This window comes from Cupriavidus necator (assembly GCF_013141915.1).
In the GTDB taxonomy this organism is placed as follows: Bacteria; Pseudomonadota; Gammaproteobacteria; order Burkholderiales; family Burkholderiaceae; genus Cupriavidus; species Cupriavidus necator_B.
In genome coordinates, this window is the sequence record NZ_SROX01000003.1 from 159,725 (window position 1) to 185,030 (window position 25,306).

Below are 25,306 nucleotides of genomic sequence, written 5' to 3' on the forward strand. Positions count from 1 at the left end.
AGTGCGGGCGCAGGCCTTCGCCTTGCACGCCGCTGCGCGGCCACCCTATCCGGTGCATCAATGGATGCCAGCCTGACGGCGCCAGGGATTTCGTCCTGGTGCAGCCGGCCGATGCCGTGATGAGTGATTACTTGTTGCGCCGTTCTGGTACCGGTAGCGCCCCCCGGGTCGATATTGCTCAGAAGCCTGCGTCCACCGCTCGTTCGGTACGCAAACAGCTCCCCGCCCCAAAGCCGGATCATCCCTGCTGCGGTGTGTCGGGCTTCGTGATCCGCGCCCAGCCAAGCGGCTGAAAGGGCGTCGGGCATTCGTGGAAATTCCACAGAGCACCTGTCCGGTGTCCGGCTTCGGAATTGTCCACACTGCGGTCTATTTTCACGAACAGACCGCCAATCGGCTTGGTATCGCGGTGTCCGGTGTCCTCACTATCCGACACGGTCCATTTGATTTAATTGAAAAAAATGCCGTTTCAATTTCCGGCGTGAACAACTGGCGATCGCAAGGCCCGAATGTCGGGGTTTTGCGTGCTGGATTTGCCGCGCAACTGGCGGCGAGGTCGATGCGTCGGGGACGCGGTAAGTGCTCGAAGCATATACCAGGCATGGGCCAAACGGCAACGTTTGCCACTGCAAAATCGCGAGCTTTCGGCGACTTGACTTCGATTTTCCGACGGTAGAGTGGGCTATGTCGATGTGCCATCTAATCCGACGCTCTCAAAGCAAGACCGACAAAGTCCGACCAAGTCCCAGATGCTCCCACCGACCTGAGGCGAGTGAATGGGGCTCGGAGGTACAAAGTCCCACTTGCTCGGAACACGAAGGACATTCGACACATCGGAGCCATCCACTTCAATGAATCGCCAAGGAGCACAAATGAGAATCTCGACCGTCGCAATCGATGTTGGCTACGGCAACACCAAGTCCGCCTTTCCGCTTGGCTCGGACATCGCAACCAACATGTTCCCCTCGCTGGCACCCATTGCCGCAACGTCCTCTCTCACCGCGCATACCGGCGGCATCTTCCGGGCTCGAAACGTAGTGAATGTGGAGGTCGATGGTGCGCGATACGAGGTCGGACCCGATGTTTCGCTGAGCGCCGCTCATGTCCATACCGGTCGCTCCCTGTCTGAGGATTATGTAACGACACCCAACTACGCTGCCCTGCTCGCCGGCTCGCTGCACTATGCCAATGCCATGGAAGTTGATCGGCTCGTCCTGGGCCTGCCGGTGCACAATACGCTGAAGTACGCTGCCTACCTCAAGGACCGTTTCACCGGCACCCATAACTTTGGGTGGGGCGACGTTCACATCAACAGCGTGCTCCCGCTGCCGCAGCCGCTGGGCACGCTGATTACGTACATCCAGCAAAACGGCAAGAAGTACGACCCTGAGAACGCATACCTGGTGATCGATGTCGGCTACTTCACAACCGATTGGGTGGTGGCGCGTGGCTACACCATGGACGACACGCGAAGCGGCGGGGTGCCTGGAGGCGTCGCGCGCATCTACCAACAGGTGGCAAGCCTCATCTCGGCTGACCGTGGGCATCCCACCGACAGCATCGAACGCATCGACAAGGCCATCCGCGACGCCAAGCCAATGGTGTTTTTCGGTCAGGATCTGGACGTTTCGCCCTACCTGGCAGAGGCCATGGCCGTCACCCATCAGCCGGTCAAGGAAATCCAGGCACGCGTCGGCCGCACCGACGATATCCGGGCAATCATCCTGACTGGTGGCGGGGCCCAGCTCTACGCCCCGACAATTCGTGCTGCCTTCCCGCACAACGTGATCCACATCATGGACGCGCCCTGCTTCGCCAACGTTCGCGGCTTCTATACCATCGGTTCCGCACGGCAAGTCGCCAAGGCCGCCTGAGGACGCCCGCCATGGACAAGCTCCAGATGACCGTGACGCTGTCCGCCGACTCGGCTCCTGATCTGCTCGCGTATCTGCGGCAGTTCCCGGGAGCTCGGGAGCGGGCGTTCATGCTTAAACTGCTCGCGCAACGGGGGCTGCAGCTTGTGCTCAGCGCTGGTCCCGACACGCTGCTGCGTCCTCCCACTGCTGCAACGACGCCGACCGTTGCAGCACCGGTACCGCCTCCACCGCTGCTGGCTCACCCCGAACCCTCAGGAGCGAGGGAGCGGGAGACCGCCGCACCATACGCTACAGTAGCCGCGATCCTGCCATTGTCGCCGGCTGCGGCAGGCCGGCTTGCTGCGGATCGACCGCAGGTTGCCTCAGCCCATGCACAGGAGCGGCCACGGGCTACACCGGCGCCCGCATCTGAGCCTGCCGCGGACGGTCCTGATCCGCTTGCGGGACTGGATCTCGGTGCGCTCAATGACGCAATGGCGCGATTCGGCTAAGCGAGAATCTGCGGCGCACGGCGGCGCTTGACTCCGCCTCTTCATGTGGCAACCTAATAGCATTCAGAGAAAACAGGAGGATACCGAGCCATGTTTGAATACCTGTCCACGACTCAAGGCATTAACCGCTTCGTCTTCACTGTCCTGATTGGGTGGTGTCTTCTGGAGGCCGTCCTGGTCGTCTACAACGGCGTCAAAAACCGAAAGCGCGGCTGATCTTCGATCGGGATAGGGGCAGGCCTCGCGGCCTGCCTCCTCCCACACCACCGTGCATACGGGTCCGTACACGGCGGTTCGGATCAGTTGATCGGCGATGGTCCCAGCGACGGAAGGCCCAACGAGCGGAAGTAACGATTCGACAGCGCCTTGTTCAGTGCCGGGCTGTGGCTTAGGCGCCAGACACCGTGGGGCGAACCCGCCGTTTGTGCGGCAAGGTTGCGGTCCACGCCTCGCGCAACTAGCTCCCGGAATCGGGTCCGGCCACGCTTCCACTGCGTCCAGAAGAAGCAGCGTAGGCGGCGTCGGGTCCATTCATCCAGTTGCTTGAGCACGCTGGGCGTTTCACAGAAACCAAAGTAGCCACGCCAGCCCGTCAGATATCGTTTCAGCGTGCCGATCAACTGGTCGACGCTGATCCCGCGCGAGCGTTGCGTCAGTTCCCGGACCCGATCCTTGAAGCGAGCCAGGGCCTTGGGCGCGATGCGCCTTCTGACCTGCTCCCGCCCCAAGAAGGTGAAGCCCAGAAACTTCCGAGTGTGTGGCCGGGCGACCGCGCTCTTCGCCTCGTTGACCTTCAACTTCAGCTTGCTGGTGAGGAAGGCTTTCAGCCCACCCATCACCCGTTGGCCCGCGCGTTCGCTGCGCACGTAGACGTTACAGTCGTCTGCGTACCTCACGAAGCGCAGTCCGCGTCGCTCAAGCTCGCGGTCTAGATCGTCGAGCAACAGATTGGATAACAACGGTGACAGCGGACCGCCCTGGGGCGTGCCCTCGTCCGTTGCACCAACCAGCCCGTTCTCCAGCACACCTGCCGTCAGGAAGGAGCGGATCAGCTTCAGGACGCGCCTGTCGCTGACCCGCTTCGCCACCCGGCTCATCAGGATATCGTGGTTCACGCGATCGAAAAATTTCTCGAGGTCGAGGTCTACAACCCAGCGATGCCCTGCCTGGATGTAGCCCTGTGCGCGCTCCACGGCCTGATGCGCCGAGCGTCCCGGACGGAAGCCGTAACTGGAGTCCGAGAACGTCGGGTCCCACTGCCTTTGCAGCACCTGCAACACTGCCTGCTGGACGAACCTGTCGAGCGCAGAGGGGACGGTCAGCGCGAACTGCACAAGCGCTCAACGAGCATTTGGGATGGGCTGAGATCCGCCATCCGTTTCATCCGCTCCGGGGCCAGCGTTTTCCGGTCCTGAAGACGCGCCGGGTGACAGGCGTCGACACATTGCTACTGGGTCATGTCGAGCGCGGCAGCTTCAGCATTGCCCGCGAATGGACCGACTGGGGCGCGCCTGCCGTCGAAGACGATTGCGAGATCCCTGTGTCTCGCTTCGATCTGGGCATGCTGCTGGAGCTGATCGCGTTGATCGACCAGCTTGCCGCTTCGTCCTCCAAGAAGTCATCAACCAAAGGAGCTTGATCAATGCATTTCATTGCCCTACTATCAGACCAGTTTTTAACGTGGTCCGCCAATGGAAGATATTCCGTCGTCAACATTACGCAGGCGTCGCGCGCAATTGCTCAAGCAAATGCCGGCGTTGGACACGCTCTTGCGGGGCTCGCTCATCGAACGCTACAAGCGCTGCGGCAAGCCCGGCTGCAAGTGCGCCGATGGCCCAGGTCATGGCCCCAAGTACTACTTGTCGGTGAGTTTTCCCGGGCGCCGACCACAAATGGACTACGTGCCACAGGCCGATTACGCCGACGTCACCGAACACCTGGCGAACTATCACCGGGTCCGCGAGATCATCGAGGAGATCTGCGAGATCAATCGCGAACTATTACGCCGCCGCGAGGCGCTATAAGGGGCGTCGGTGAGCCAGTCGCCGCTGTCGCTCACCAACTCCATCGACCTGCAATCGGCCGGCGTACTCATCGCCAACATGCTCGAAGCCTGGCTCATCGCAGAGCCCGCGCTGGAGTTGACCGAGGAGGCCGTCGATGAACACCAAGATCACCCCCCAACATCAGAGCAAGCCGGCGTACATCTATATCCGCCAATCGACGCTGGCCCAGGTGCGACACCATCAGGAGAGCACGGAGCGCCAGTATGCGTTGCGCGACAAAGCGCTGGCATTGGGCTGGCCACAAACGTCGATCCGGATCCTGGATCGGGACCTCGGTCAGTCAGGCGCGCAGATGACGGGCCGCGAGGACTTCAAGACGCTGGTGGCAGATGTCTCGATGGGGCACGTGGGCGCCGTGTTTGCGCTGGAGGTCTCGCGCCTGGCGCGCTCGAATCTGGACTGGCATCGCCTGCTCGAGTTGTGCGCCCTCACCCATACCCTGGTAATCGACGCCGATGGCTGTTACGACCCAGGCGACTTCAACGACGGCCTGCTGCTCGGTCTCAAAGGCACAATGGCACAGGCGGAACTGCACTTTTTGCGCGGGCGCCTCCAAGGCGGCAAGCTCAACAAGGCGCAGAAGGGTGAGCTGCGCTTTCCGCTCCCGGTTGGGTTGTGCTATGACGACGAAGGCCACATCGTCCTGGATCCCGATGACGAGGTGCGCGGCGCCGTGCAGTTGGTGTTTCGTCTCTTTCGAGAGACCGGCAGCGCATACGCGGTCGTCAAGCGCTTTGCCGAAGATGGCCTGCGCTTTCCGAAGCGCGCCTATGGCGGCGCCTGGGCGGGCCGGCTCATCTGGGGGCGCCTGAGCCATGAGCGCGTGATCGGCCTGATCAAGAATCCTTCGTATGCGGGCATTTATGTCTTTGGACGGTACCAGTACCGCCAGCGCATCACGCCACAGGGGGAGGTGCATAAGCGCGTGCAGCCGGTACCCAAGGCAGACTGGCGCGTCCATCTACCCGACCATCACGAGGGATACATCAGCCCGGAGGAGTTTGAGCGGAACCAGGCACGCCTGGCGGGCAACCGGACCAACGGTGAAGGCACCGTGCTCAGCGGTCCGGCGCGTGAAGGATTGGCGCTGCTTCAGGGGATGCTGATCTGTGGCTGCTGTGGTCGGGCGCTGACCGTGCGCTACCAGGGTAACGGTGGCATCTACCCAATGTACTTGTGCAATGCGCAGCGCCGCCAGGGTTTAGCGACCAGAGATTGCATGAGCGTGCGCAGCGACCTGCTCGACAACGCGATCGGCGAAGCGATGCTCGCGGCCCTGCGGCCAGCCGAACTCGAACTCGCCGTGACCGCCCTGAACGAACTCGAGCAGCGGGATCAGGCCATCATGCGTCAGTGGCATATGCGCATCGAACGCGCCGAGTATGAAGTCGCTCTTGCCGAGCGTCGCTATCAGGAATGCGATCCCGCCAACCGTCTGGTCACGGGCACCCTCGAGCGGCGCTGGAATGACGCGATGCTTCGCCTCGCAGCGATCAAGACGGAAGCCGCCCAGTTCCAGAGCCAGAAGGCGCGCGTTGCCACACCCGAACAGAAGGCCCAGATCCTCGCACTGGCGCGCAATCTGCCGCGCCTCTGGCGTGCTCCGGCGACCCCGGCGAAGGATCGCAAGCGCATGCTGCGACTGCTCATCCGGGACATTACGGTCGAGAAACTTCCCGCAACCAGACAGGTGGTCCTACACGTGCGTTGGCAGGGCGGCACCTGTACCGACACCACCGTGACTTTGCCCAAGCCGGTCGCCGACGCGATGCGCTATCCCACTGCAACCGTCGAGCACGTGCGCAAACTGTCGCAACATTTGTCCGACCCGCAAATCGCTGCGCACCTCAATCAGGAAGGCCTGCGCAGTTCAACTGGCAAATCGTTCACGCTCTCCATGGTCAAATGGATCCGCTTCCGGTACGGGATTGCGGCGACCAACTTCATGCGGCCTGACGAACTCACGGTTCAGCAACTCGCTCACCGACTGGGCATCAGTCCACACGTCGTGTATTACTGGATTGAGCGCCAAGTCGTCCACGCTCGTAAGCTCGACGGGCGGGGCCCATGGTGGATCACGCTGGATCCCGTCAAGGAACAGCAACTGCGGGACTGGGTGCGCACTTCAGGGCATCTTCGGGGGCAACATTCCCACACTCAACTGTGAGAGGTGCATTATGAGATCACCGTCGGTATGCCGAGATTGCGGAACTCCCCCGGTTTGCCGACTTTCGGGATCGAGACCTGCCGGACCGGTTGCGGCTGATAGGTCCGCGCACGCAGTTCTGCCTGCAGACGGTCCAGATGCTGGTCCGCCTGTTCGGCAAAGTCTGCCACGCTGATTCCATCGACACCGCCACTGCCCCGGTTGGCCCGGACTCGCTCCCAGGCGACTTCCAGATTCTTCCGTTGAAAAACCTTGTCAATTAATGAGTGGACCTTCCTTGCTTCCATCGGGTTGATCCAGTCAGACAGTCTCCTCGGGCGCGGATGTACGGGTATTTCACTCATGGAACTGATCCTCCTCCGTGTCCTTACTCACTGTCGTCCGGGCTCTTCCCAATCATCTTCGCCGGCTGCCTTCCCCGACCCACTTCTGTCGCCGATCGCTCGGTCACGTGGTTTTGGCCACGCTTCAGGTACTACTCAGCCGTCCGACTACTGGCACAGCACCGCTCGCCACTTCGCTCCTCGCTTATAGGCTCACTTCCCGCGGTGCCACCCGCAGACTGTGCCAGTCCTCCTGAGGTCACACGCTGTTCTTCCGTACCGTGCCGTCCGCAAACACCTTGGTGCGGTGGGTGAATGAGAACGCCTTCGCCCCCATACTGCGGGCTCGACCTTGCCCCACCTTTGGCCGACCGGTTCGTCATCGGGGCAGCCCCCATCGACTACGGCCCGGTACTTCTCCTCATGCCCTTCGGATTCCACCTCGCGGTGGACACCCTGCCCTCCGGAGACCTACGGGAAGGTGGCTCCAGGTCTGCCTTGGCTGTCTCCGGCTTTCGCCTTCGTGCCCGGTTAGGCATCTCCATACCTGCCTTCTCTCTCCGGCCAGCGAGGCATTACCCCCGCTTTTGGATATGACGCCCCTCATCTGAGCGTCAGAGGGACTTGAACCCTCCCGAACAACGCGCTGCTCAGCGCACAATATGGCCTCTGCTGACTTCTACACCGCCATCCCGACGCCTCTCGACGTCGGTAGCACCATGGCAGCGGTGCAGATCTCCCCGGGTATGACGCACCCACCTTCACGCTTATGCCTGTCGGATATACGCCGCACCGTTCCGTGCAAGTACTGGGCTTTGGCAATTTTGGCTACCTCACCCCGATACGACGCCTCATCCGCTTCCTGTTCGTCAGGCCAGCGCTTTGCCTCGGACTTCCTTCAGACTCCCAGTCGCCCGGGAAACCCTTGTCTCTGGCTAACACTTCCCCTTGCCGGGTGTGTAAGGGACTTGCACCCTCAAGTGAGTGCGCCCTGCCGGGCGCACCAAAAAAAAAAGGTTCTTCACCGATTTCCGGGGAAGGCCGCCCGGATCTTCAGGAAGAAGTAATGGTCATCGCGGAAGCCATAGGCCATCCGTTTGATGACCTTGATCCGGTTATTGATGCCTTCCACCAGATTGGTTCCCAACGGCCAGCGGCTGTGAGCCAGGATGCCGGGTAAATATGGCTTGAGGCGTTTGGCGAACAGGCACAGAGGTGCGATGCCGCTGGCCATTGCGCGCTCGTACCACCCTTGCCAGAAGCGCCGGGCGTAGCCGGGATGCCGATATGTCCAGAGCGTCTTGAGATCGTCCTTGAGCACGTAGACGGTCATCAGCGCTTGGTTGGCAGCCAGTATTTCATCAAGCCGGATCTGATCGGCCTCACGCGTGACGTTCTCCCGATTGCGCAGCAGTAACCAACGAGAAGACTTCACCACCTGACGAGCGGTCTTGTCGCCGCGCAGCCGATTAGCCTCATCCACCCTGACGCGGTCGATGACCTCACGACCGTACTTGGCCACCACGTGGAACAGGTCATAGACAACCTCCGCTTGCGGGCAGTGCATCCGCACTTCCAGGTCGTAGGCGGTATTCATGTCCATCACCGCGGCGCGAAGCCGGGCACAGCCTTCAGGGCCAAGCAGCTTGAAGAAGGGCCGGATTTCCTCTCGGGAGCGACCGCGCCCGACCCAGAGTACCCGCTTGCTCGACGGCTCGACGATGACTGTGGCATAGCGATGGCCCTTCTGGATCGCAAACTCGTCCATCGCGATCACCGTGACCCCGCTCAGATCGACCGGTCCCAATTCCCGCTCAAGATGGCGCAGATCGATGCGCTTGACCGTGGTCCAGGCCAACCGGTAGAAGGCCGCGACATGGCGCAACGACATGACCTTGCACAGTTGCGCTACGCTGGCCGCAAGCCGCGTCGTAACCCGCGCATAGGGCGCGAGCCAGTCCAGGCGCTCCAGCTTCGGGCCACATCGCCGGCAAGCCAGACGAAGTCGCGGCACGATCAGCTCCACCGGAATCTCGAACACAGGCAGATCCCGCACGCGCCGCTCTACCCGATCATGGATACTGCTAACGCCCCGACCACAGCCATCGCAGCACCGCCTACGGCGCCCCTTAGGTTCCAGCCGGATGATGCAAATACGCTGCCCATTGCGGGTCTCTTCCCAACTATCGCGCATGCGATAGCCTTCCCAGCAGCCGAGCTGGGCCATACAATCGCGTGGGGCCAACCTCCACCTTCCTGATTCTTGTTGTGTCGCAACTCCAAGATAACAGTGGTGGGCGTGTTGGCCCTTTTTGTTTCTAAACGGTCACGCAGATCGGCGAAGAACCAAAAAAAAGCCCAGCAGTTTGCTGGGCTTTTTTGTGAATGGGATGGCCTCTCAGTGAAGAGTCGGCGCCAAACAGTAGTCGAGGGCGGAATCGAACGAGAACTTCCGGTCTAGGAACGTGAAGCCACCGGACGGCTCTCGGCGGTACACATCGAAGAATTGCGCTTCCGATTGTCCGGCCTGAACTTCCGTAGCGGCGGTCGCACGCATAGCTTGGATATGCAGTTTATTGATGATTGCTGTGAAACCCTTTTGCGGCATTGCTTTTCTCCTCGGAGAGCCTGCCAAGGGGGGACTCCTTCCCTGTGGGAAGGACCCACAGGGCAGAGGTTAGGTAAGGCGCCACCGGCTGGTGGCGAACTGATCAGGCGGTAACAGCCTGTTGAGACATCAGGCGCAACTGGTACTCGGTGCGCCATTGATCGCAGAAGTCGGTTCCACGAACCTTTGGTCGATGCATGACGGTGTGCAGCCCTTCGGCGCGCAACCGCTTTTCCAACGCGAGCGCGTCGGCCATGCCTGGGGACTTTCGGGTCTTCGGGTCGATCCTGTCAAAATCCGCGAAGATGTGGACCGTGCGGATGCCCAGGTCCGGCGGCACCACAAACTGACTCAGCAGTACCCGGTTGAGGCAATTCCATGCCGGCACGCCGAAGAGCATGTACGCCGCATAGGCGCTCTCCAGCCCTTCCGCGACACCAACTTCACCATCGCGCGGTTGCATCAGACGCACTGCACCACCGGTCAGCGGCAACGCAGACACACCATTGCGCTTGGCCGGGAGGATCTCCCCATCCGCAGTGATTATCGTCGCCTTGGCGGGCTGTCGCGGGTCGAGCGACGTGCGATGCACCGTGGCCATGCGCCCATCTGGCCGTGTGAATTGCGCAACGATGGTCGGGTAGCGGCCAACAAGCTGGCCTTCATACCAATAGTCCTGCACCGCCAGGCGCAAGGCCGTTGGCCGCGGCGCGCGCAGGCCAGGAACCCGGGCAGCAAGATAGCGCATGGCGTGATCGCCAGGCACCAGCCCGGCAGCAGCTTCCCACTGCTTCGCAATACGCCGCATCTTGGTGGCGGGATCTACTGCTTTCCCCCGGCGAGCTGAATTTGGCCTCGTAAAGGGGGGGTCGATCGGCACAGCCCGCTCGCCATTCAAGTCCCGCCACAGTTCCGAGTAGGTCATGCCGGTGTAGCAACGCACGAGCTCGAGGCCGTCGCCGGCTTTCGGATTCCCTGCATTGCACTTCCGGCAGACCCAATCGCCGCGGCCGCGTTTGTTGTCATAGGTAAAGCGGTCATGGCCACCACAGAGGGGGCACGGACCTGGGCGTCCTCGCCAGAAGTTGTCCGTCAGGACTTCCGCTGGCACGTACTGCCTCACCAGAGCGTCCCATTGAGCGGGCGTCCAGCTTTTTACGATATCACTCAGTTCTTTCATGGGATGGCTCCAGGTGGAGGGTTGGTCGATGCCTGAGACAGGCGAAGGAACGCTTGCTCAAAAGACATCCCGGCCGAGGCCAGAAGGTCTTTTCAGCATTGCGTTTAGCTGAGGGGAATATGGGGATTTGGCCGAGCGGCCGAGAAAGGCACCGCTGCTACCGGGCAAGCCGGTAGCAGTTAGTTCAAAGAGGCACTTCTTGGAGGAGCGCGTCAGTACATCGGCGCGCCATCGTTGCGGAAGGGAATGCCATCGAGCACTGCAGGTCGCGCGAAGGGAATCTCATTGTCGTCGAATCCGCCGAATCCACCCGACGGCGGTTGCGCAGGCTGCTGACGCGCCGCGCCCGAGCGTTGCGTTGGCGGAGCCGAGCGCTGCTCGCTCCCACGACGCTGCTGCGAATCCGCTCGCTCTGCGCCGGCATCGCCGTCGTCATCGTTGACACCCGCGCGACCACTGAGCATCTGCATTTGATCGGCGACGATCTCGGTACTGTACTTGTCCTGGCCGGACTGATCCTGCCACTTGCGCGTACGAATGCGGCCTTCGATGTAGACCGGCGAACCCTTGCGCAGGTACTGACCAGCAATTTCTGCCAGCTTGCCGAAGAACGAAATGCGATGCCATTCGGTGGCTTCCTTCATTTCGCCGGACTGCTTGTCCTTGTAGCGATCGGTGGTCGCAATACGGATGTTTGTCACCGCGTCGCCACTGGGCATGTAACGAGTTTCAGGATCTGCCCCGAGGTTGCCCAGGAGGATGACTTTGTTGACGGATGCCATGGTGCTTCCTATTCAATGAACGAGATTGATGTTCCAGACCCACCTGTCCCAGAGCTTCTGCTCTCCGGTCCTTGGGTCCTTAATGGGATCGCCAGTCTTCTTATCGAAGGCTGGCACCTTTTCCTTGCGCAGGCGTTTGACCGCAACACGGTCACCCAGCTTGCAACCGGCTTCTGCGAGAGCGTCCTTCAGACCTTCGCCCTGCAGGGTCTTCTCGCCGGCACTCGTGTACAGCTTGACGGCAAACGAAGTGTAGGTACGAGGCCCGCCAGACTTACGGTTGGGGAACTCCATTTCGCCCCACTCGATGAGCTTGCCCACGGTGTAGGCGGAAGAGGAACCCTTTTCAGAGGAGGCGCTTCCGCCCCCTTCCCGCTCGCCGTCTTCGCGTTTGCTGCGCGATGGCTGGGCGCCATCCAAGCTACGCGTTGGCTGAAAGCGGCGCCCTCCTGCTGGCGCGTCACTACTTGTCGGCACGTCCGGCGTGAGTTCGCGCTCGGCTTGAAAAATGACGTCAGCCGCGACCTTCTCCAGCGCTTCGCCTGGATGCACGCTGACCTGTTTCCAACGAGGGATCACCTCCGGCAGCAGCTTGTCGCCATACGGCGTGCTTTGCAGCCGATGATGAAAGCCCCCAACGAAGTGGATCACGCGATCACCTTCGTCCCGAAGCAGATGGGGGACGCCGTGAACATAGAACTGCCGCTCGTTGGCGGCGCCCGTGCCGACCGGGATCGTGCTGGGAGAGGATGACCCTCTGTGTTCCGCGCTCAGAACACCGGCCACACGCTTGATGAGATTGAGCCAAGTCATGGTCTAAAGAAGGGAGCCACAGCACAAACGTCGGACCACATCGAGGTCGCAACGCAGCCTGGCATGATTGAGAATCACGTCTTGCAGGGTCTCAGGGTCGACCCCGGATACTGCGCAGACGTAGCTATATGGCAACGCGCCATTCCAGTAGCCAAAGATCCAGCCGAGCGTCATCGAGTATTCCTCCAGATCGAGAGGCCGATTGCGCATGCGGGCACGCAGCATCTCGGCACAGTCGATGAGGGACTCCGGCATGTTGTCGCCGCGCCGGCTATCGCAGGCGAGGCTGATGAGAGCGTCGACCATTTTCTCGCGCACCGCCTTGCTCCAGAGAGAAGGGTCGGGCAACGGGTCGAGCTTGGGAGGGGGCACTACGATGGCGGCCGCCTCACCGAAGAAGTCGAGCTGCCATCCCGCTGTTGTCGTTTCCATGATGGTCTCCGGACAGGCACCCGGAGACCCGCCAGCCGGCGGATAACGGGTACCCGCGACAGGTGGAAAGCGCCGCCTCAGAGAGGCGGCAACGGATCAGGAACGGTCGTGCGTTCCCGCTCGACGAAGCGGCGTCACCACAGCCGAGCGTTCATACGGTTGCTCGAGCGGATCTCCCACTTGATGCGATTCGTGCTTCGATTTGGATTGGGTATCCGGCATCGAAACCTTCGGCGCTGCGGGCACGGCCTTGTTCCAGACCATGGCCCGGTGATACAGGAATGACAGTCCAACGACGGTCACAAAGGCACCGACGATGAACGACTGCGACGCCATGTACAACACCATGCAGAGCATGAAGAATTTGAATGGACGCTTGATGAGATTCGTGACAAAGGATTCCATAGTTTCTCTCCAGAAACGTTGCAAGGGATTTCCTGGCAGATGCCAGGCGATGGTTCGATGCTCCGAGGGAGCAAGGAATCTCTGGAGGAACAGCTGCGCTTCAACGCGCTTGCGGCATGCAGTAGCGCATGGCGAAAGCACGCTGGCGTGGGCGGGGGACTATGAGATTGAGCGCTGCCGCCATTCGGCGCGCACTAGGTCGATGCGTCTGAACGCAGGTTTGTCACGATCCTAACGACAGAGGATCAAGGAAGGTAGGCAGAAAGCTAACCAAAACACGGTGGCTTTCCGGGAAAAACGCATGAGCATGCTCATGGTTTGAGGTCGCGTCCGCAAATTAAGGTTTGTTTATTTCTGTTTTTCGAATGTCTAATATCGACCCCTAACGTTAGGGGTAAACCCCTAAATTCCCGGGCAAACGGTACCGATAAGCGAAGCATAAGCAACCAGCTTTGCACCTGTCCCGGCAAATGACACCCCTAAATGAAGAGCTTTTGCTGACCAAAAGGCGTCGCACGTTCCGTACTCTCCATGAGGACTTGACAACGCTTCTGGGCCGTAACGCTGGTTGTCAGGTTCCTTCCAAGTGAGCGAAAAATGCCGCAGAAAAAAATCAAAACTGAAGACGTTCCTGCCGTGCGGGCAGACATCGTGAATTTCCCTGTGCAACCTGAGGTCTCCCGAGCGGAGATAGCCTTACGCAATGCGCTCGGGACTGTCCCAGTCAACGAGGACGCATTCAGCCGTCTTCTTCAATGTGTCCGAAACATTCAGCGCACGAAGGACAAGATCTCTCGTCTGCTCCAGGACCTTGGGGCGGACCTTCAGCTCATGCATGAATCAACGACGGAAATCGTCGCTGCTGAGTATGGCGACACCCGAGCGGCACGGTCACGCGCGCGGGAGATGTTCTTCACCATCGCTGAGGACGCACTCGACCTCACTCGTAGCCAGGCACAGCTATACCTGAGTCTCTACCATCGCTTTCTTCAGCACAACGGCGCGCTTTCGAAGCTCAATATTGGTGAACTTATGGTTCTACGCCGGCGTGACTACTCCGCGGAGGAAATTGACGCGGTCATCGAATTCAAGGAGAACGACCCGGCCTACCATCGCAAGGACATTCGCAAGTTCGTCGAGCGGCTTCGTAAGCAGGAGGAGGAGGTTATCGACGTCCAAACCAAGTTGGACATCGCGACAGCGGAACTTGCAAGTACGGTTTCCGAGAATGCCGACAAGGATTTTGAGATTAGGCGCCTCAACACTGAGCTCGGACGATTGGCGTCAGAACGCGACGCGGATCGGGAAGCGCTGAGTCACGTACGGGAGGAGATGACCCGGCAAAACTTGAGCTACAGCGCTATCCGGATGCAGATCGATGATCTGGAGCGCGAGAAGCGAGAGCTGCAGGACCGCATGGCGTTCTCGAAGGCCAATACCCGCCCGGAAACCGTTGAAGTGCAAGTGGTTCCGCTAGGCTACGCCTCCCTGGAAGACGCCCTGGCCGCCAAGAATGACGAACTCTCCGCGGCAAAGGCAGAGCTGGCCGATATCCAGTCGCGGCGCCAGCAGATTGAGGACGAAATCGCAGAACGCTCGTCCGTCCTGGATAAGCGTGCGCGCGCCCGTGATGAACTCGCCAAACTGGTGACGGAATTCGAGCAAGTCGTTTCGACATTCGCGTCGGTGCAGCTCGCCGTACAGATGGCCGGAGACGTTTCCGAATTCCGCCCGGCCTTGACGGTGCTCGACAGCATCGTCTCACGTCTCCACGCCGACATTCGCTCGGCCCTGAATGCCCGATGAGAGCAAAGAGCTATGCTACAGCACTCCCCCACCGCCGAGTTTGAGCGTTTGCGACTCACCAGGATGACATGCGATCGGATTCGGTCGGCAAACTATCACCTCACCGATCACCTTGCGGAACTGCTCGGCGCGCACCCTGAGCTTGAGCAGATGCTGCATATTGGCAAAGGTGGCGTCGACAAGGTCCGCAAGGCGGAGGCCACGCAACGCGATTTGATGGGCACCCCGTTCCTCGTTGTCGTGCCGACGCTCTCCGAGGTACAGGACTGGCGTTGCTTGAGTGAAAACACAACGACCACACTGGCCGTCGACACACTGCGTTCTCAGTTACCTGGCTGGACCAACGACGACAAGCTTCGCTTGTTCTACAACAATCGCCATTACATTTGGCTGATGGTCGAGTTGCTCCACGTCAGCATTCTGGCCGCGCCGCTTCTCGGGATCACCAAGGAGCTAGCAGAGTATCTGCGTTCGCTCCCGCAGCACGTCCTTGACACGGCCATTGCGCGGGTGGACTTCCCGATTTTCCGTTGGCGCCTGCATAGCAAGACTTTCTGGATCGACTTTGATTCCAGTCGGCTGGGGACCGATTCGAAAGGGCATCACTTCCTGACCTCCACCCCGCTGCGCGCCGATCGCTTGGCGACGAAGAACAGCTGGACGAACCTCCGGTTGGAGCCATTCCAGAAGAAGGTCTACAGCGAAATGATGGTCCGAAGCTACTGCCGCGCCTCGACTATCACATCGCTGCTGGGCATAACCTCGACACGTACCCGCAAGCTGTTCCACCTGATCCACGGAAAATCCTCTCCCTCCGGTCAGCTACCGACGTCGACCGCCTGGTACTTCGAACATCCTACCCATCGCCTTCAGGCGACGACCATCGTCACGCTGTATCGCATTGCATTGGCGTTCGGCGCCAATGTTCCGGAGGCATTCATCGCAGCCTACGATCTTTTTGAAAAATTCTTCGGAACTTCGTCCAAGATCTCTGCCGATCGGGCATGTCACATTTGCCGAACCATGTCCACCGATGCGCAATTGGAATTGGCACCTTGCAGGGTATGTCGGACCCCCTATCTCATTGCAAACGCGGCGCCCCGTATTGAACTCAGCCACGCATTCTCCTGCCCCGGCTGCAGTGGGCTACTTGGCGGTCCAAATGGCGCGGCGCGCCGGCACAAATAGATCAAAGAGGACTGAAGGATGATGAGTACCGCTATTCTATTCGTTCTCGTCTTTGTAGTGCCCCCGGTCCTGGCATACATGCTCGCGCGGCAATGGGGATGAAGCGGCTGGAAGTGGGCGTTGATCTGCTTCTGCACGCATTACATCGGCCTCTTCCTGCTGTATCTGCTGCCGTCAAGGGAGACCCCAAAGCTTCAGCAGTACTGCGAGAAGCATCCCGAATGCGCAACGAATATTGGCATGGCCTGCTATTGCGGATCGCGCAGCATCCGCCTGTGGCGCGAACAACGGTTCCTCTCCATGCGGCAGCACCATATTTGCAACCACTGCGGCCGGACCCCTTACACCACTGATGCTGAAGCCCCACCTTCAGGGGGTCAAAGTTGGCTTTAGTTTGTCGTCTAGATGGTGTTCCCCTTCGTGTATGCTCACGCCGGCCGAAGGCTGGGCGCGGACTTGACTTTGCGCCCCGGACGTTAAGCTAAAAATAACGGACCGATCCCCGGCCGATTCAAAATCAGAGAAGAAAAATGCAAAACTCCAAATTCGCTTTCTCGGTCCTGGCCACGGCCACGGCGCTCACTTTGGCCGCATGTGGCGGTGGTGGTGGCGACGACGGTGGCTCCAAGCAGGAGCCGAGTACACCAACCACGCCAACGGTTCCGCAGGCTCCGACGTCGGTGCCGCCGGCGACAACGGTCTCCGCCCCTTCGTACCCCAGTGGCGACCTGCGTCTGGCAGCGTTCAATGCCCTGAGCGACTATCGGATCAAGATGGGCGTCGGTGCCCTGAAGCAAGATACAGCCCTCGATGTTGCCGCGGACAACCACGTCGCGTACCTGAAAGCAAATTCTGCGGTTGGCCACGACGAAACTGCCGGCAAGCCCGGCTTTACCGGTGCAACTCCTTACGAACAGGGCGTAGCCGCGGGTGCCTCGAAGGACCAGTGGATCAGCCAAGCGGCAGATGGTTCCATCGGCTGCCTGGCGGACTTTAGGAACTCGGTGTATCACCTGCAGGGCATCACCAGCAACCAGGAGACGATCGGCCTTTCCATTCGTGACGGTTATTGCGTTATGAATTTTGGCGTAAAGACCGGTGCAAACGGCAGCGGATATGGCCTCCCGCAGTGGGGTGGACAGCAAATGGCGACGAACGCCTTTGCTTATTCTCCAATCGACGCCGAAAGCGTCCCAGGAACATTCACCGCCACCGCCGAGTCGCCAAGCCCGGCACCAGATCTGCCGAGCGCAGGCCACCCTGTCATGTTCAGGGTTCCAGCTCCCAATGCAAGTGACGTGCTGACGGTCTCAAACTTTATCCTCACGGGCCCAGCGGGTAACGCAGTTCCCGCCAGAGTTCTGGTTGCCAGCGCCGCGAAGCCGAGCTCAGTCGCTTCGGCTATCTCGGATCCCTACGTCTACAGTGGAGTGGCCTTCCTTCTCCCTACCCAACCGCTCTCGGCTGGCACTTACACCGCAACTTTCGCGGGCGCTCGCAACGGCGTAGCCATCAGCAAGTCTTGGAGCTTCACGGTATACTGACGTAGCGCCAAGCTGCAAAATTGGAAATGGCCCGCATCGATGCGGGCCATTTTCTCTTCTTCCGCGGGCTAGTCTCACTGCACTGTAGCGCCGTTATTACAAACACTGGCCGGCGCCAGGTATGTCCAAGTGAAGCACGTCCCTGGGCCGTTGCTGCCGCCGCCGGTCAAGGCCGAGTCGAACCCAGGCCCAGTAACGGCTTGAAACTGCATTGACGGTGTGCCATGAGTGATGACCCACCCGTTCACGACCGTCGACGCCCCCGGATTTCTCACGGTGACCAGCGCAGACGTCAATGCTGCGTATCCGCCAGAAGCTTTCAACTGATCGTAGGGGACACTGCCGAACAGCACATACTCTACATTACTGCCCCCGAAACCTTGCCGGGATGTGTACGAGTATGCGTACGGGGTAGCCGCTGGAACCGGCACGCCGCCACCCGCCGCAAAGCCGCCAGCAACAAGCACAAACGTCACCGTGTTTGGCGGTGGTGGAGGCGGTGGTGGAGGTGGTGGCGGCGGGGGCGGTGCCGGAGCGCCGCAAGTGGCCAGACCATTCTGGACGAGCCAGATCTTCCCGGCAGGACAGTCTGCCACTGTCATTGGTGACGCCGGAAACGTGTACAACTGTGCGGCCGCTGTTGAGAATTCGGCAGCGAGAACGCTCGCCAAAAGAATGCGCTTCATAGATCGATCTTGCTTCTAGTACATGCAGCCTGTCGTGACGGTGCCCAGCAGTTGCCCTCCAAGAGCCCCGGTATCGTTGCCGCTATACCAAGCCGCTGGCGACATGGCGCTTGCCTGCGCGTACCAGTAGGTGCCATAGTCGTTCACTGAGAAGTACGTTCCTTGAATGGGCGGCATTACGGTTCCAGTGATATTCACCATTTCCTGCCTTGGTGTGTACATCGCCCAAGCGGTGCCGCCAGGGCAGTTGTCCTTAGAGAACGTCATTCCATCCGATACGTTCTCGAATTTCCGCGTGATCGACAAGTTCCCCAACCCGTTGGTCAACGCGACATACCGGTTCCCTTTGCAGATGTAGCCGACGTTTGTACCGCTCGTGGCAAGCTGGCCATTGTTTCCGCACCACGTACCGTCGGTCACATTCGTGACGGCCGTGCCGATCGGCTGCCAAATGCCGCCGAAGCAAATCACGAGCCCCGTTCCCGTTGTGCTCGTCCGGATCGATTTGTCGACACCGCATGCGCTGCCTGGGCTTCCGGTGCTGGTCAGGTATGTCTCACCGTTGCTTGTGAGGGATGTGTTTGCCGACACCCGCCTTGCGTTGTTGACGTCATTGCCGCCCAGGTCGAGCGATGTCTGCATCTGGTTCAGCTCGGGATGCCCCGGTACCTGGACCCGGTACAGATACCCGTTATTGGCCTGCGCTCCGGTGAAGGCCAACAACGAAGCCAGCCGGCCACTCCCCGGGTTGGTGTAGTTCGCCAGCGGCACCTGCCACGCGCCGTACGCCCCATAGGCCCTGGTTGGCACCATCGTCGGGTCTCCGTTCTGCCCTGCGTATGGTACGAAGCCGCCCTGCGCACCGGCTTGCGCAGCGATCTGCACCAGCTGGCGCGTGTCTGTGATGGCACGGCCGCCCTGCGATGTGACAAGCGCCTGCAGGTTGTTTGGCGTTGGCTGCATGACCTGGAGCAACCACGTCTGCCCGAACACGTTCGTCACTGAGAAACCAGCGGGCAGATAGCCACCATTGACTAGCATCGCCGGCGTGACCGACACCGGCACACTCGCCGTGGCCTGGGCGACCAGCGTTGCGGCTTCGTCCTGCACGAACTGCAGGGCGGCCTTATCGAAAACCAGCATCTGGCTCGCCGCGGCTGCGGTCTGCACGTTCGTGACGCCGGCTTTCGCCCACGTCGCGAAGCCGGCAAGGCTCAGCATCGAGAGCATCAGCGCGATGAGATATCCGAGTATCGCTTCCATGCGTTTCTCAGGTGTTCAGCTGGACCCAGTGGACCAGCGCCCCAACGGGAATGTTCGCCGGCACGCTGTACGCCATGCCGGTTGCAAGATTGACGCCCGTGCCCTGACTTCGGACGCGGAACCACGCCAGGCTGCCTTGGGTGGTGCCGAGCAGCGACGCGCCCGCCCCTGAGGACACGCGCACATAGCCGTACACGTCCCGCCCCCCAGCTGGGTTGGCCACGGCCATGCAGCCCGCGCCGGCAGGAGTCACCATGCCCGCCGGCAGCACCGGCGTGACACTTGCTCCGACCAGGCCGGGCGTCGCGCCGGCCGTAGCTACGCAGGCTGCGCCGTAGGCCTGCGCCTGCTGTGCGGTGATGGTTGCCACCGATTCCATGCGACCGGGCACACCGGCACCGGGCGCCGCTTGCGACAACTGCGCGAGCTGCGCCACGAATCCAAGACAAAACAGGACCGTGGCGATGGGCATGATCAGGTAACCCATGACATTTCTCCTGAGGAACCAGCACGGGCCCTCGACCTCACTGGAAGGTGAGCGTAAAGGCGGCAGTCCTTGAGAAGCAGGGCCGCGCTCACGCCCTGCTTTGCGGTCCGACCGCCGCCTTCACCAAACTGAATTACCCCTTGCGAGCCACCGTTGGCAGAAGACAGCGTCATGGCATGCCCCAGGAATCGAGCAGCGTGGTGCTGCGAACCATGTCCGTCGGGAACACCCGCCGGTAATCATCGACGGAACGATCGCCGTCGTGAAGTTCGGTGGAGCCGTCGTAGCCCTGCGAGAACCCTGCGCGGGCAATCGTGCTCAGCTGTGCAATGTTGGTTGCCACTGCCCCGGCCTTGTGGCTCTGGATGCGGTTGTACCCCGCGTAGGAAACTACCAATGAGTGCCAACTGGCCCAGAACAATCGCGATGATCCGACCAAGAATCCCATCCACGTCATACCCCTAAAGTGCCATGCTCGATTACGTTGCCTTCCATCGTGGATGTGATACCGATGCAGAAGCGGTCGCTGTAGCCGCACGCTCGCCTTACTCACTGGAATGTCAGAGCGAAGGTCGCCGTGGCGCTACAGGCCGCGCCGGCGGTCGCCTGGTCGGGAAGGTTGGCCTGGTTGAACGTCGTCGAGCCGACTGTCAGCGTCACATAGTCCTTGAGACCCACGGCTGCGCTTACGCATTGCTTTGCGGTCTGTGCGTTGCCGCCGCCGAAGGTGATCACGCCCTGCGAGCCATTGTTGGCGGACGAAAGCGTCACTGCATTGCCCCACGGATCGACCAGCGTCGTACCGCGCACCATGTCCGTCGGAAACATGCCGCCAGTAACCATGGCCGCGATGTTCGCCGTCGTGAAGTTGGTATACCCGTTGTTCCCTTGCGAGAATCCGGCACGAGCGTTCGTAATCAGCTGCGTGAGGTTGGTCGCGACTACACCGGCTTTATGGGTCTGAAAGCCGTTGTAACCCGCGTAGGCAATGCCAACCAGTGCGAGCAGGCCCAAGACAATGGCGACGATGCGCCCGAGAATTCCATCCATTCGATACCCCTTTTTGAGTTTGAAATAAGCCGTTTGTTAGAACTGTCCCATCGAGGACGTGAGGATCGATGAGAGAGAGTTGGAGCCGAGCTGCAGCACCACGAAGGCCAGGAACATCAACCCGGTGAAGATCGCGGACATGACCATCCCTTTGGCGAGCAACTGCCGCTCGATGACCTCAGCGTTTTGGCGCACGGCCACCGTGATCTTTTCGGTGAAGTCATCGAAGCCCGCATATGCGCCGATTTCGTCGATTAGATCCAAGGACGGGAATCCATTGCCGGCCTGACGCATGGCCTCCGCCAGGTCCAGACCATCAGCAAGCCCAAGACGGATCGGCCGCAGCCGTGACGCCAGCCAGGGCGACGCCGAGCTGATCTGTCCCTCCAGCGCAACGGTGTCAGGTACGTTCGCCCGCAACAGTGCGACGAAGGACATCAGCCAGGTGAAGCCAGTAATCTCTCGGTACGCCGTGAACGGGAACACGTGCCGGTCACAGACTCGCCTGCCCGGCCCCGTCCATCGAGACAGCGCCCACCAACTCCAGCCGGCATATGCACCGATCCCGCCGAAAATCACTGGCGCTGGCCACCCCACCGCCAACTGCCCCATCCAGTACATCGCATAGGCCCAGTCCGTCCATCTTTGGAGCGGCAGTACATCGAGGAACTGCGGGACGATGTATCCCCCGATCAGCAGCAAGACCACGTAGAGCGTCACGAGATACACCGTTGGCGCGAAGAAGCTCGCCTGTAGCTTCTGACGAAGGCGTGTCGTCAGGTCCCGAACGTCCAGCACGAGCCGCATCGCTTCCGGCAATTGCCCCGCCCTCTCACCCGCGTCCAGCACGCTGCGCTCGAGATCGCTAAGGCTTGCGCCCATTGCCGCCATCAGTGTCTTGCCGTCGCGTACCTGGCGACCCACCTCGTTCGCCGCCTCGGCCGCGCGCTTTCTGCCGCGCCGAGCTTGCCGTTCGCGGAAATCCTCCAGAACCTGCGCGAGAGTCAGCCCATTCTCCAACTGGCTGGATGCCTGCTGATACAGGCGCCGCCGCATTCCCCAGGACAATCCGTTCACACTTGCTCCCGCATCGGAATGGCATCGACATTTCGCTCGGCGTCAACCGGATCGAGCCGGCCGGCCAGGACCAGGTCCATGGCGTGAGCGATCATCGGCTTGTCGGAGCCGGGCCGCGCCCTGTGGTTGCGCCTCGCCGCCAACACCCCGTCGTTGATGCAGTCTTGCATCAGCGCCTCGTTGGTCACTACGACCTCTGCCACTGCCTGCTGACCGACAATGCCTTCGCCATGGCAGTGTTCGCACCCTGCGCCGCGAACGCGCACGCCAAACAGATCCCCCCAAGAGCGCATCGCACGCATCATGTAGTCCGGCAGCGGTTCTGCCGCGCTTTCAATTGGCACGCAGCATTCCGAGCAAAGCAACGGGACGATCCGTTGCGCAATCAGACCGATGACCTGGTTGTGATTGCAGATCACGTCCATCGCCAGACGCACGTGGTCGAGCATGACGAGCCGCAAGAAGGTTTCGAACGGATCGGTCACGTGCAGGGTGGTCAGTACCAGGTGACCAGTGGCCGCGGCCTGCAGCGTTGCGATCGCCTCTTCAACACCACGGATTTCGCCCAGCAGTACGGCATCCGGGTCCATCCGCAGTGTCATGCGCAGCATCTCCGGAAAGCGTTCGCTTTCCGTGACAAGCTGGATCGCCCAGTCCATCGGGTACTCGGTCGGGTTCTCGATCGTGACCAGCCGCTTCTGGGGGAATAGACGGGCCTGGTGGCGGGTGCACTCGAAGAGCGTCGTCGTCTTGCCGCTGCCGGTTGGGCCCGTCACGACGATCACCCCCATGGGCCGACGAAGTAACTGCGAGATCAGTTCCACCTGTAAGGGCGTGTATCCCATCTCGCCGAGCTTGAAATCGCCCATCGGACTCTCTGGCATCCGAAGGTCCAATCGCTTCGCCGCCTCGAGCGCTTCGGACTTCTTGGCTCCCTGGTGATGTTCCCGGTATTGCAGGCGCGCCACGAGAAAGCCACCGCCGCTCTCCACCGGATAGGCCGGCCCGCGGACGATCCGCACACTGGAAAGGCCCGTGCCGGGCAGCGCGTCGCCGGCAATCTGCGCATCCTGGACGTCCAGCGGATTGTAGGTAGCGGCCTTCACGGTGGCCAAGCCCGTGTACATTGCCCGGATCAGTCGCTCCCCCTCTTCCCTGCGCATGGACAGGGCGGCGACCGTGCGCAGGTCCCCTTTGACCCGCACCTGGATCTCGGTATGGTGCTCACGGACCAGGATGTGGATATCCGAGGCGACCAGCACGGCGCAATCGGCAATCAGCCGGCGCGCCAGGCTCAACGTATGCAGGTCTGCATCCTGCAACAGGCCTGTACCGCGCTGCTGCCGCAATACCGAGAGTTCCTGCGCGGACACCTTGCGCACTTGTGGCGCCGCACCGCTGCGCCGCAGCTTCGCTTCCCAGGTAAGGAAGCGAGGCGTACCAAAGTGCCGCGCGTCCACGTAGATTTCGCAACCGTGCACCGCCAGCACCTGCTGCACTTCATCATTGGTGAGGCCGAACTCCTCGACGAGATTCTCGACATAGAGTCCGCTCTCGGACGCGCGCTGACGCAGAGCCGCCGCTTGCTCAGCCGTCAGGCGGTTCATGTTGCAGGCAACGCGGTCGAAGGTTGCCGGAATGGTCTTCGGATAGAGGATATGGGGCGCCAACACATCCGGTGGCGGCGGCAAGGTCAGCACGTCGGATTTCACCGACGGCTCGGCCCGCAAGGCAATTGCCGTGAAACGGGCAGGATCTCGGCTCGGATTGCGCCACAGGCGCGAAATGGTCCCGATCATCGTGGTTTTCCGACGTTGTGATTGGCCGCTACCGGCGGCGATGCACCGTCCCGCAGTGCGTATAGCTTCCCGGTTCCCTTCCATGCCTGAGTGGCTGCGTCGTAGCTGACTTCCGTGAGCCGCAAGCCAGGCACGGCATCAAGACCTCCGCCCGTGCCGAGCCAAGGCGGTGCGCCGAACGAGATATCTGCTGTCATGGAAAGCCAGGGATCAACCGGTGGATTGCCATTTGACGGAGGCAGCGCGGGCGGCATGGTCAACTGCAAGCCCACGCCACTGCCGTGCGCGTAGGTCCACATTGACCGCTGTGCATCCGCAACGGAATGAACAGCCGACGCCGAAGGCAGAAAGGCAGCCGGGACATTTGACGAGGCATTCGCCTGATTGCCGTCCGACGTGAGCACACCCGGCGCATTGGCGGCGATCCCGCCATCCCGCTTCCAGTTCGTTTCGATCGTCATGGTCGTCGAGGTGGCTCGCTTGCAGTGCCATCCGGCGAGCGTCCACCCAGCCTCAGCGAGCGCCTGGTTGTCCCACGCACGGCGGCATGCCTGAAGGAAGGCCGCCGGCGCGGCCTCTTCCACCCAAGGCAACACCCGTTGCTGCGCGGCCTCATTGGCACGCTGCGCGGCGGCGATTGCGCGTTGACGCATCAGCTGGGCTTCGCGCTCCGCCTTTTGCTGTTGGTCATACCAATACCACCCGCCCCCGGCGAGCGCGGCTGTCCCCGCGATCGCCGCCGCGACGTAAGCGGTCGACTTCCATGGCCCCGTCAGGACGTCCCGCATGGCCGACACGCCCTTCGACGCACGCGCCATCGCCGCCAGGTCGCGCAGCGTCCCCTCAACCTCCGTCCATTCGCCAAGCGCCCGATGCTGCGCGCGGACTGCAGTCAACTCTTCCAGAGTGCCGACTTGATCTCCACCGGTAATGACGGCATGGCCTTGTCTGACCGCCACATACCAGCAGCGGCTGCCTTGCAGGTGAAAGAGGCCCATCCATGGCTGACGATGCTGGCTCGCCACGATGGCGGCGAGCGGCTTTAGCCCAGCAGGCTTCGCGCCGGCCATGGGTTCGCAGAAGCCACTTTGGACCGCACCTTCGGCGCTTTCATGGACCACGCCCCAACGAACATTGCGGCCAAGCTCCAGAGCGCTTGCACGCAAGGCGCTATTGGTAGGCTGTGCCTCCTCGTGCAGCCAGGACAACCCAATAGCAAAGCCGCCCTTCAGCCCGGGGAATGACAGGATCTCGGCCATGGC

At 61.1% G+C, this 25,306-nt stretch carries 25 protein-coding genes; 9 read left to right on the forward strand and 16 right to left on the reverse strand.

Annotated elements, in window-relative coordinates; all coding sequences use genetic code 11:
* Nucleotides 1–872 precede the first annotated feature (872 nt).
* The 3 genes from E5S69_RS08630 (at nt 873) to E5S69_RS32600 (ending at nt 2,584) form a co-directional block, all read left to right on the forward strand.
* Entirely contained in the window at nt 873–1,874 is a 1,002-nt protein-coding gene (locus E5S69_RS08630; RefSeq protein ID WP_058698174.1) for a PRTRC system protein D, read from the forward strand.
* An 11-nt stretch (nt 1,875–1,885) separates the two neighbouring features.
* Complete coding sequence (locus tag E5S69_RS08635) at nt 1,886–2,368, forward strand: hypothetical protein (RefSeq protein ID WP_143010732.1); 483 nt, start codon at nt 1,886–1,888, stop codon at nt 2,366–2,368.
* A 90-nt stretch (nt 2,369–2,458) separates the two neighbouring features.
* Complete coding sequence (locus E5S69_RS32600; RefSeq protein ID WP_256333827.1) at nt 2,459–2,584, forward strand: hypothetical protein; 126 nt, start codon at nt 2,459–2,461, stop codon at nt 2,582–2,584.
* Between the two features lie 83 nt (nt 2,585–2,667).
* Here the strand turns inward: E5S69_RS32600 and ltrA are convergent, their stop codons facing one another.
* Nucleotides 2,668–3,702, reverse strand: a complete 1,035-nt coding sequence (ltrA, locus tag E5S69_RS08640; protein ID WP_081050307.1) for a group II intron reverse transcriptase/maturase — start codon at nt 3,700–3,702, stop codon at nt 2,668–2,670.
* A gap of 17 nt (nt 3,703–3,719) precedes the next feature.
* On the opposite strand from ltrA, the gene E5S69_RS08645 reads away from it, so the two are divergent.
* From E5S69_RS08645 to E5S69_RS08655, 3 genes are all read left to right on the forward strand, one after another.
* A complete protein-coding gene (locus tag E5S69_RS08645; RefSeq protein ID WP_058698175.1) occupies nt 3,720–4,007 on the forward strand; it encodes a DUF5372 family protein in 288 nt (95 codons plus the stop codon).
* A gap of 52 nt (nt 4,008–4,059) precedes the next feature.
* Nucleotides 4,060–4,392: a DUF6788 family protein gene (locus tag E5S69_RS08650; RefSeq protein WP_058698176.1), complete on the forward strand. Its 333-nt coding sequence runs from the start codon at nt 4,060–4,062 to the stop codon at nt 4,390–4,392.
* Between the two features lie 136 nt (nt 4,393–4,528).
* The gene (locus E5S69_RS08655) at nt 4,529–6,601 is read left to right on the forward strand and encodes a recombinase family protein (RefSeq protein WP_058698177.1); all 2,073 of its coding nucleotides are present in this window, start codon (nt 4,529–4,531) and stop codon (nt 6,599–6,601) included.
* A gap of 8 nt (nt 6,602–6,609) precedes the next feature.
* Here E5S69_RS08655 and E5S69_RS08660 read toward each other — a convergent pair whose 3' ends face one another.
* The 8 genes from E5S69_RS08660 to E5S69_RS08695 form a co-directional block, all read right to left on the reverse strand.
* Complete coding sequence (locus E5S69_RS08660; protein ID WP_176844252.1) at nt 6,610–6,945, reverse strand: hypothetical protein; 336 nt, start codon at nt 6,943–6,945, stop codon at nt 6,610–6,612.
* Nucleotides 6,946–7,945: 1,000 nt separating this feature from the next.
* Nucleotides 7,946–9,169, reverse strand: a complete 1,224-nt coding sequence (locus E5S69_RS08665) for an ISL3 family transposase (RefSeq protein ID WP_116318649.1) — start codon at nt 9,167–9,169, stop codon at nt 7,946–7,948.
* A gap of 153 nt (nt 9,170–9,322) precedes the next feature.
* Complete coding sequence (locus E5S69_RS08670) at nt 9,323–9,532, reverse strand: hypothetical protein (protein WP_058698180.1); 210 nt, start codon at nt 9,530–9,532, stop codon at nt 9,323–9,325.
* Between the two features lie 103 nt (nt 9,533–9,635).
* The gene (locus tag E5S69_RS08675; RefSeq protein WP_058698181.1) at nt 9,636–10,712 is read right to left on the reverse strand and encodes a primase-helicase zinc-binding domain-containing protein; all 1,077 of its coding nucleotides are present in this window, start codon (nt 10,710–10,712) and stop codon (nt 9,636–9,638) included.
* Nucleotides 10,713–10,924: 212 nt separating this feature from the next.
* Nucleotides 10,925–11,494, reverse strand: coding sequence for a single-stranded DNA-binding protein (locus tag E5S69_RS08680; protein WP_058698182.1), 570 nt, complete (start codon nt 11,492–11,494; stop codon nt 10,925–10,927).
* A 12-nt stretch (nt 11,495–11,506) separates the two neighbouring features.
* On the reverse strand, nt 11,507–12,307 hold the full coding sequence (locus E5S69_RS08685; protein WP_058698183.1) for a hypothetical protein: 801 nt from the start codon (nt 12,305–12,307) through the stop codon (nt 11,507–11,509).
* A gap of 3 nt (nt 12,308–12,310) precedes the next feature.
* Nucleotides 12,311–12,739, reverse strand: coding sequence for a hypothetical protein (locus tag E5S69_RS08690; protein ID WP_058698184.1), 429 nt, complete (start codon nt 12,737–12,739; stop codon nt 12,311–12,313).
* Nucleotides 12,740–12,835: 96 nt separating this feature from the next.
* Nucleotides 12,836–13,144: a hypothetical protein gene (locus E5S69_RS08695; protein ID WP_058698185.1), complete on the reverse strand. Its 309-nt coding sequence runs from the start codon at nt 13,142–13,144 to the stop codon at nt 12,836–12,838.
* A 597-nt stretch (nt 13,145–13,741) separates the two neighbouring features.
* On the opposite strand from E5S69_RS08695, the gene E5S69_RS08700 reads away from it, so the two are divergent.
* The 3 genes from E5S69_RS08700 to E5S69_RS08710 all read left to right on the forward strand — a co-directional run bounded on the left by E5S69_RS08700 (nt 13,742) and on the right by E5S69_RS08710 (nt 17,682).
* Nucleotides 13,742–14,950, forward strand: coding sequence for a hypothetical protein (locus E5S69_RS08700; RefSeq protein WP_058698186.1), 1,209 nt, complete (start codon nt 13,742–13,744; stop codon nt 14,948–14,950).
* Nucleotides 14,951–14,962: 12 nt separating this feature from the next.
* The gene (locus E5S69_RS08705) at nt 14,963–16,138 is read left to right on the forward strand and encodes a FlhC family transcriptional regulator (RefSeq protein ID WP_058698187.1); all 1,176 of its coding nucleotides are present in this window, start codon (nt 14,963–14,965) and stop codon (nt 16,136–16,138) included.
* Between the two features lie 530 nt (nt 16,139–16,668).
* The gene (locus E5S69_RS08710; RefSeq protein ID WP_058698188.1) at nt 16,669–17,682 is read left to right on the forward strand and encodes a CAP domain-containing protein; all 1,014 of its coding nucleotides are present in this window, start codon (nt 16,669–16,671) and stop codon (nt 17,680–17,682) included.
* A 701-nt stretch (nt 17,683–18,383) separates the two neighbouring features.
* On the opposite strand, the gene pilV is transcribed toward E5S69_RS08710, so the two are convergent.
* The 7 genes from pilV to pilO2 all read right to left on the reverse strand — a co-directional run bounded on the left by pilV (nt 18,384) and on the right by pilO2 (nt 25,303).
* Nucleotides 18,384–19,631: a shufflon system plasmid conjugative transfer pilus tip adhesin PilV gene (pilV, locus tag E5S69_RS08715; protein WP_058698189.1), complete on the reverse strand. Its 1,248-nt coding sequence runs from the start codon at nt 19,629–19,631 to the stop codon at nt 18,384–18,386.
* A 7-nt stretch (nt 19,632–19,638) separates the two neighbouring features.
* Nucleotides 19,639–20,118: a hypothetical protein gene (locus E5S69_RS08720; RefSeq protein WP_058698190.1), complete on the reverse strand. Its 480-nt coding sequence runs from the start codon at nt 20,116–20,118 to the stop codon at nt 19,639–19,641.
* 169 nt (nt 20,119–20,287) lie between these two features.
* Nucleotides 20,288–20,539, reverse strand: a complete 252-nt coding sequence (locus tag E5S69_RS08725; RefSeq protein WP_233528062.1) for a hypothetical protein — start codon at nt 20,537–20,539, stop codon at nt 20,288–20,290.
* A 128-nt stretch (nt 20,540–20,667) separates the two neighbouring features.
* The gene (locus E5S69_RS08730; RefSeq protein ID WP_058698191.1) at nt 20,668–21,168 is read right to left on the reverse strand and encodes a prepilin type IV pili; all 501 of its coding nucleotides are present in this window, start codon (nt 21,166–21,168) and stop codon (nt 20,668–20,670) included.
* A 36-nt stretch (nt 21,169–21,204) separates the two neighbouring features.
* Nucleotides 21,205–22,245, reverse strand: coding sequence for a type II secretion system F family protein (locus E5S69_RS08735; RefSeq protein ID WP_058698192.1), 1,041 nt, complete (start codon nt 22,243–22,245; stop codon nt 21,205–21,207).
* Nucleotides 22,242–24,044, reverse strand: a complete 1,803-nt coding sequence (locus tag E5S69_RS08740; RefSeq protein WP_058698193.1) for a GspE/PulE family protein — start codon at nt 24,042–24,044, stop codon at nt 22,242–22,244. The genes E5S69_RS08735 and E5S69_RS08740 overlap by 4 nt, the downstream gene beginning before the upstream one ends.
* Nucleotides 24,041–25,303 carry a type 4b pilus protein PilO2 gene (pilO2, locus tag E5S69_RS08745; protein ID WP_058698194.1) on the reverse strand — a complete coding sequence of 421 codons (1,263 nt, stop codon included), beginning with the start codon at nt 25,301–25,303 and terminating at the stop codon, nt 24,041–24,043. The genes E5S69_RS08740 and pilO2 overlap by 4 nt, the downstream gene beginning before the upstream one ends.
* Nucleotides 25,304–25,306 lie beyond the last annotated feature (3 nt).

Coding starts and splice junctions, on each gene's coding strand:
- pilO2 (WP_058698194.1), bottom strand. CDS start 25,303: ATGGCCGAGATCCTGTCATTCCCCGGGCTGAAGGGCGGCTTTGCTATT.
- E5S69_RS08705 (WP_058698187.1), top strand. CDS start 14,963: ATGCTACAGCACTCCCCCACCGCCGAGTTTGAGCGTTTGCGACTCACC.
- E5S69_RS08730 (WP_058698191.1), bottom strand. CDS start 21,168: ATGGATGGAATTCTCGGGCGCATCGTCGCCATTGTCTTGGGCCTGCTC.
- pilV (WP_058698189.1), bottom strand. CDS start 19,631: ATGGAAGCGATACTCGGATATCTCATCGCGCTGATGCTCTCGATGCTG.
- E5S69_RS08660 (WP_176844252.1), bottom strand. CDS start 6,945: ATGAGTGAAATACCCGTACATCCGCGCCCGAGGAGACTGTCTGACTGG.
- E5S69_RS08655 (WP_058698177.1), top strand. CDS start 4,529: ATGAACACCAAGATCACCCCCCAACATCAGAGCAAGCCGGCGTACATC.
- E5S69_RS08670 (WP_058698180.1), bottom strand. CDS start 9,532: ATGCCGCAAAAGGGTTTCACAGCAATCATCAATAAACTGCATATCCAA.
- E5S69_RS08675 (WP_058698181.1), bottom strand. CDS start 10,712: ATGAAAGAACTGAGTGATATCGTAAAAAGCTGGACGCCCGCTCAATGG.
- E5S69_RS08695 (WP_058698185.1), bottom strand. CDS start 13,144: ATGGAATCCTTTGTCACGAATCTCATCAAGCGTCCATTCAAATTCTTC.
- E5S69_RS08720 (WP_058698190.1), bottom strand. CDS start 20,118: ATGGGTTACCTGATCATGCCCATCGCCACGGTCCTGTTTTGTCTTGGA.
- E5S69_RS08635 (WP_143010732.1), top strand. CDS start 1,886: ATGGACAAGCTCCAGATGACCGTGACGCTGTCCGCCGACTCGGCTCCT.
- E5S69_RS08630 (WP_058698174.1), top strand. CDS start 873: ATGAGAATCTCGACCGTCGCAATCGATGTTGGCTACGGCAACACCAAG.
- E5S69_RS08680 (WP_058698182.1), bottom strand. CDS start 11,494: ATGGCATCCGTCAACAAAGTCATCCTCCTGGGCAACCTCGGGGCAGAT.
- E5S69_RS08710 (WP_058698188.1), top strand. CDS start 16,669: ATGCAAAACTCCAAATTCGCTTTCTCGGTCCTGGCCACGGCCACGGCG.
- E5S69_RS32600 (WP_256333827.1), top strand. CDS start 2,459: ATGTTTGAATACCTGTCCACGACTCAAGGCATTAACCGCTTCGTCTTC.
- E5S69_RS08690 (WP_058698184.1), bottom strand. CDS start 12,739: ATGGAAACGACAACAGCGGGATGGCAGCTCGACTTCTTCGGTGAGGCG.
- E5S69_RS08650 (WP_058698176.1), top strand. CDS start 4,060: ATGGAAGATATTCCGTCGTCAACATTACGCAGGCGTCGCGCGCAATTG.
- E5S69_RS08740 (WP_058698193.1), bottom strand. CDS start 24,044: ATGATCGGGACCATTTCGCGCCTGTGGCGCAATCCGAGCCGAGATCCT.
- E5S69_RS08685 (WP_058698183.1), bottom strand. CDS start 12,307: ATGACTTGGCTCAATCTCATCAAGCGTGTGGCCGGTGTTCTGAGCGCG.
- E5S69_RS08700 (WP_058698186.1), top strand. CDS start 13,742: ATGCCGCAGAAAAAAATCAAAACTGAAGACGTTCCTGCCGTGCGGGCA.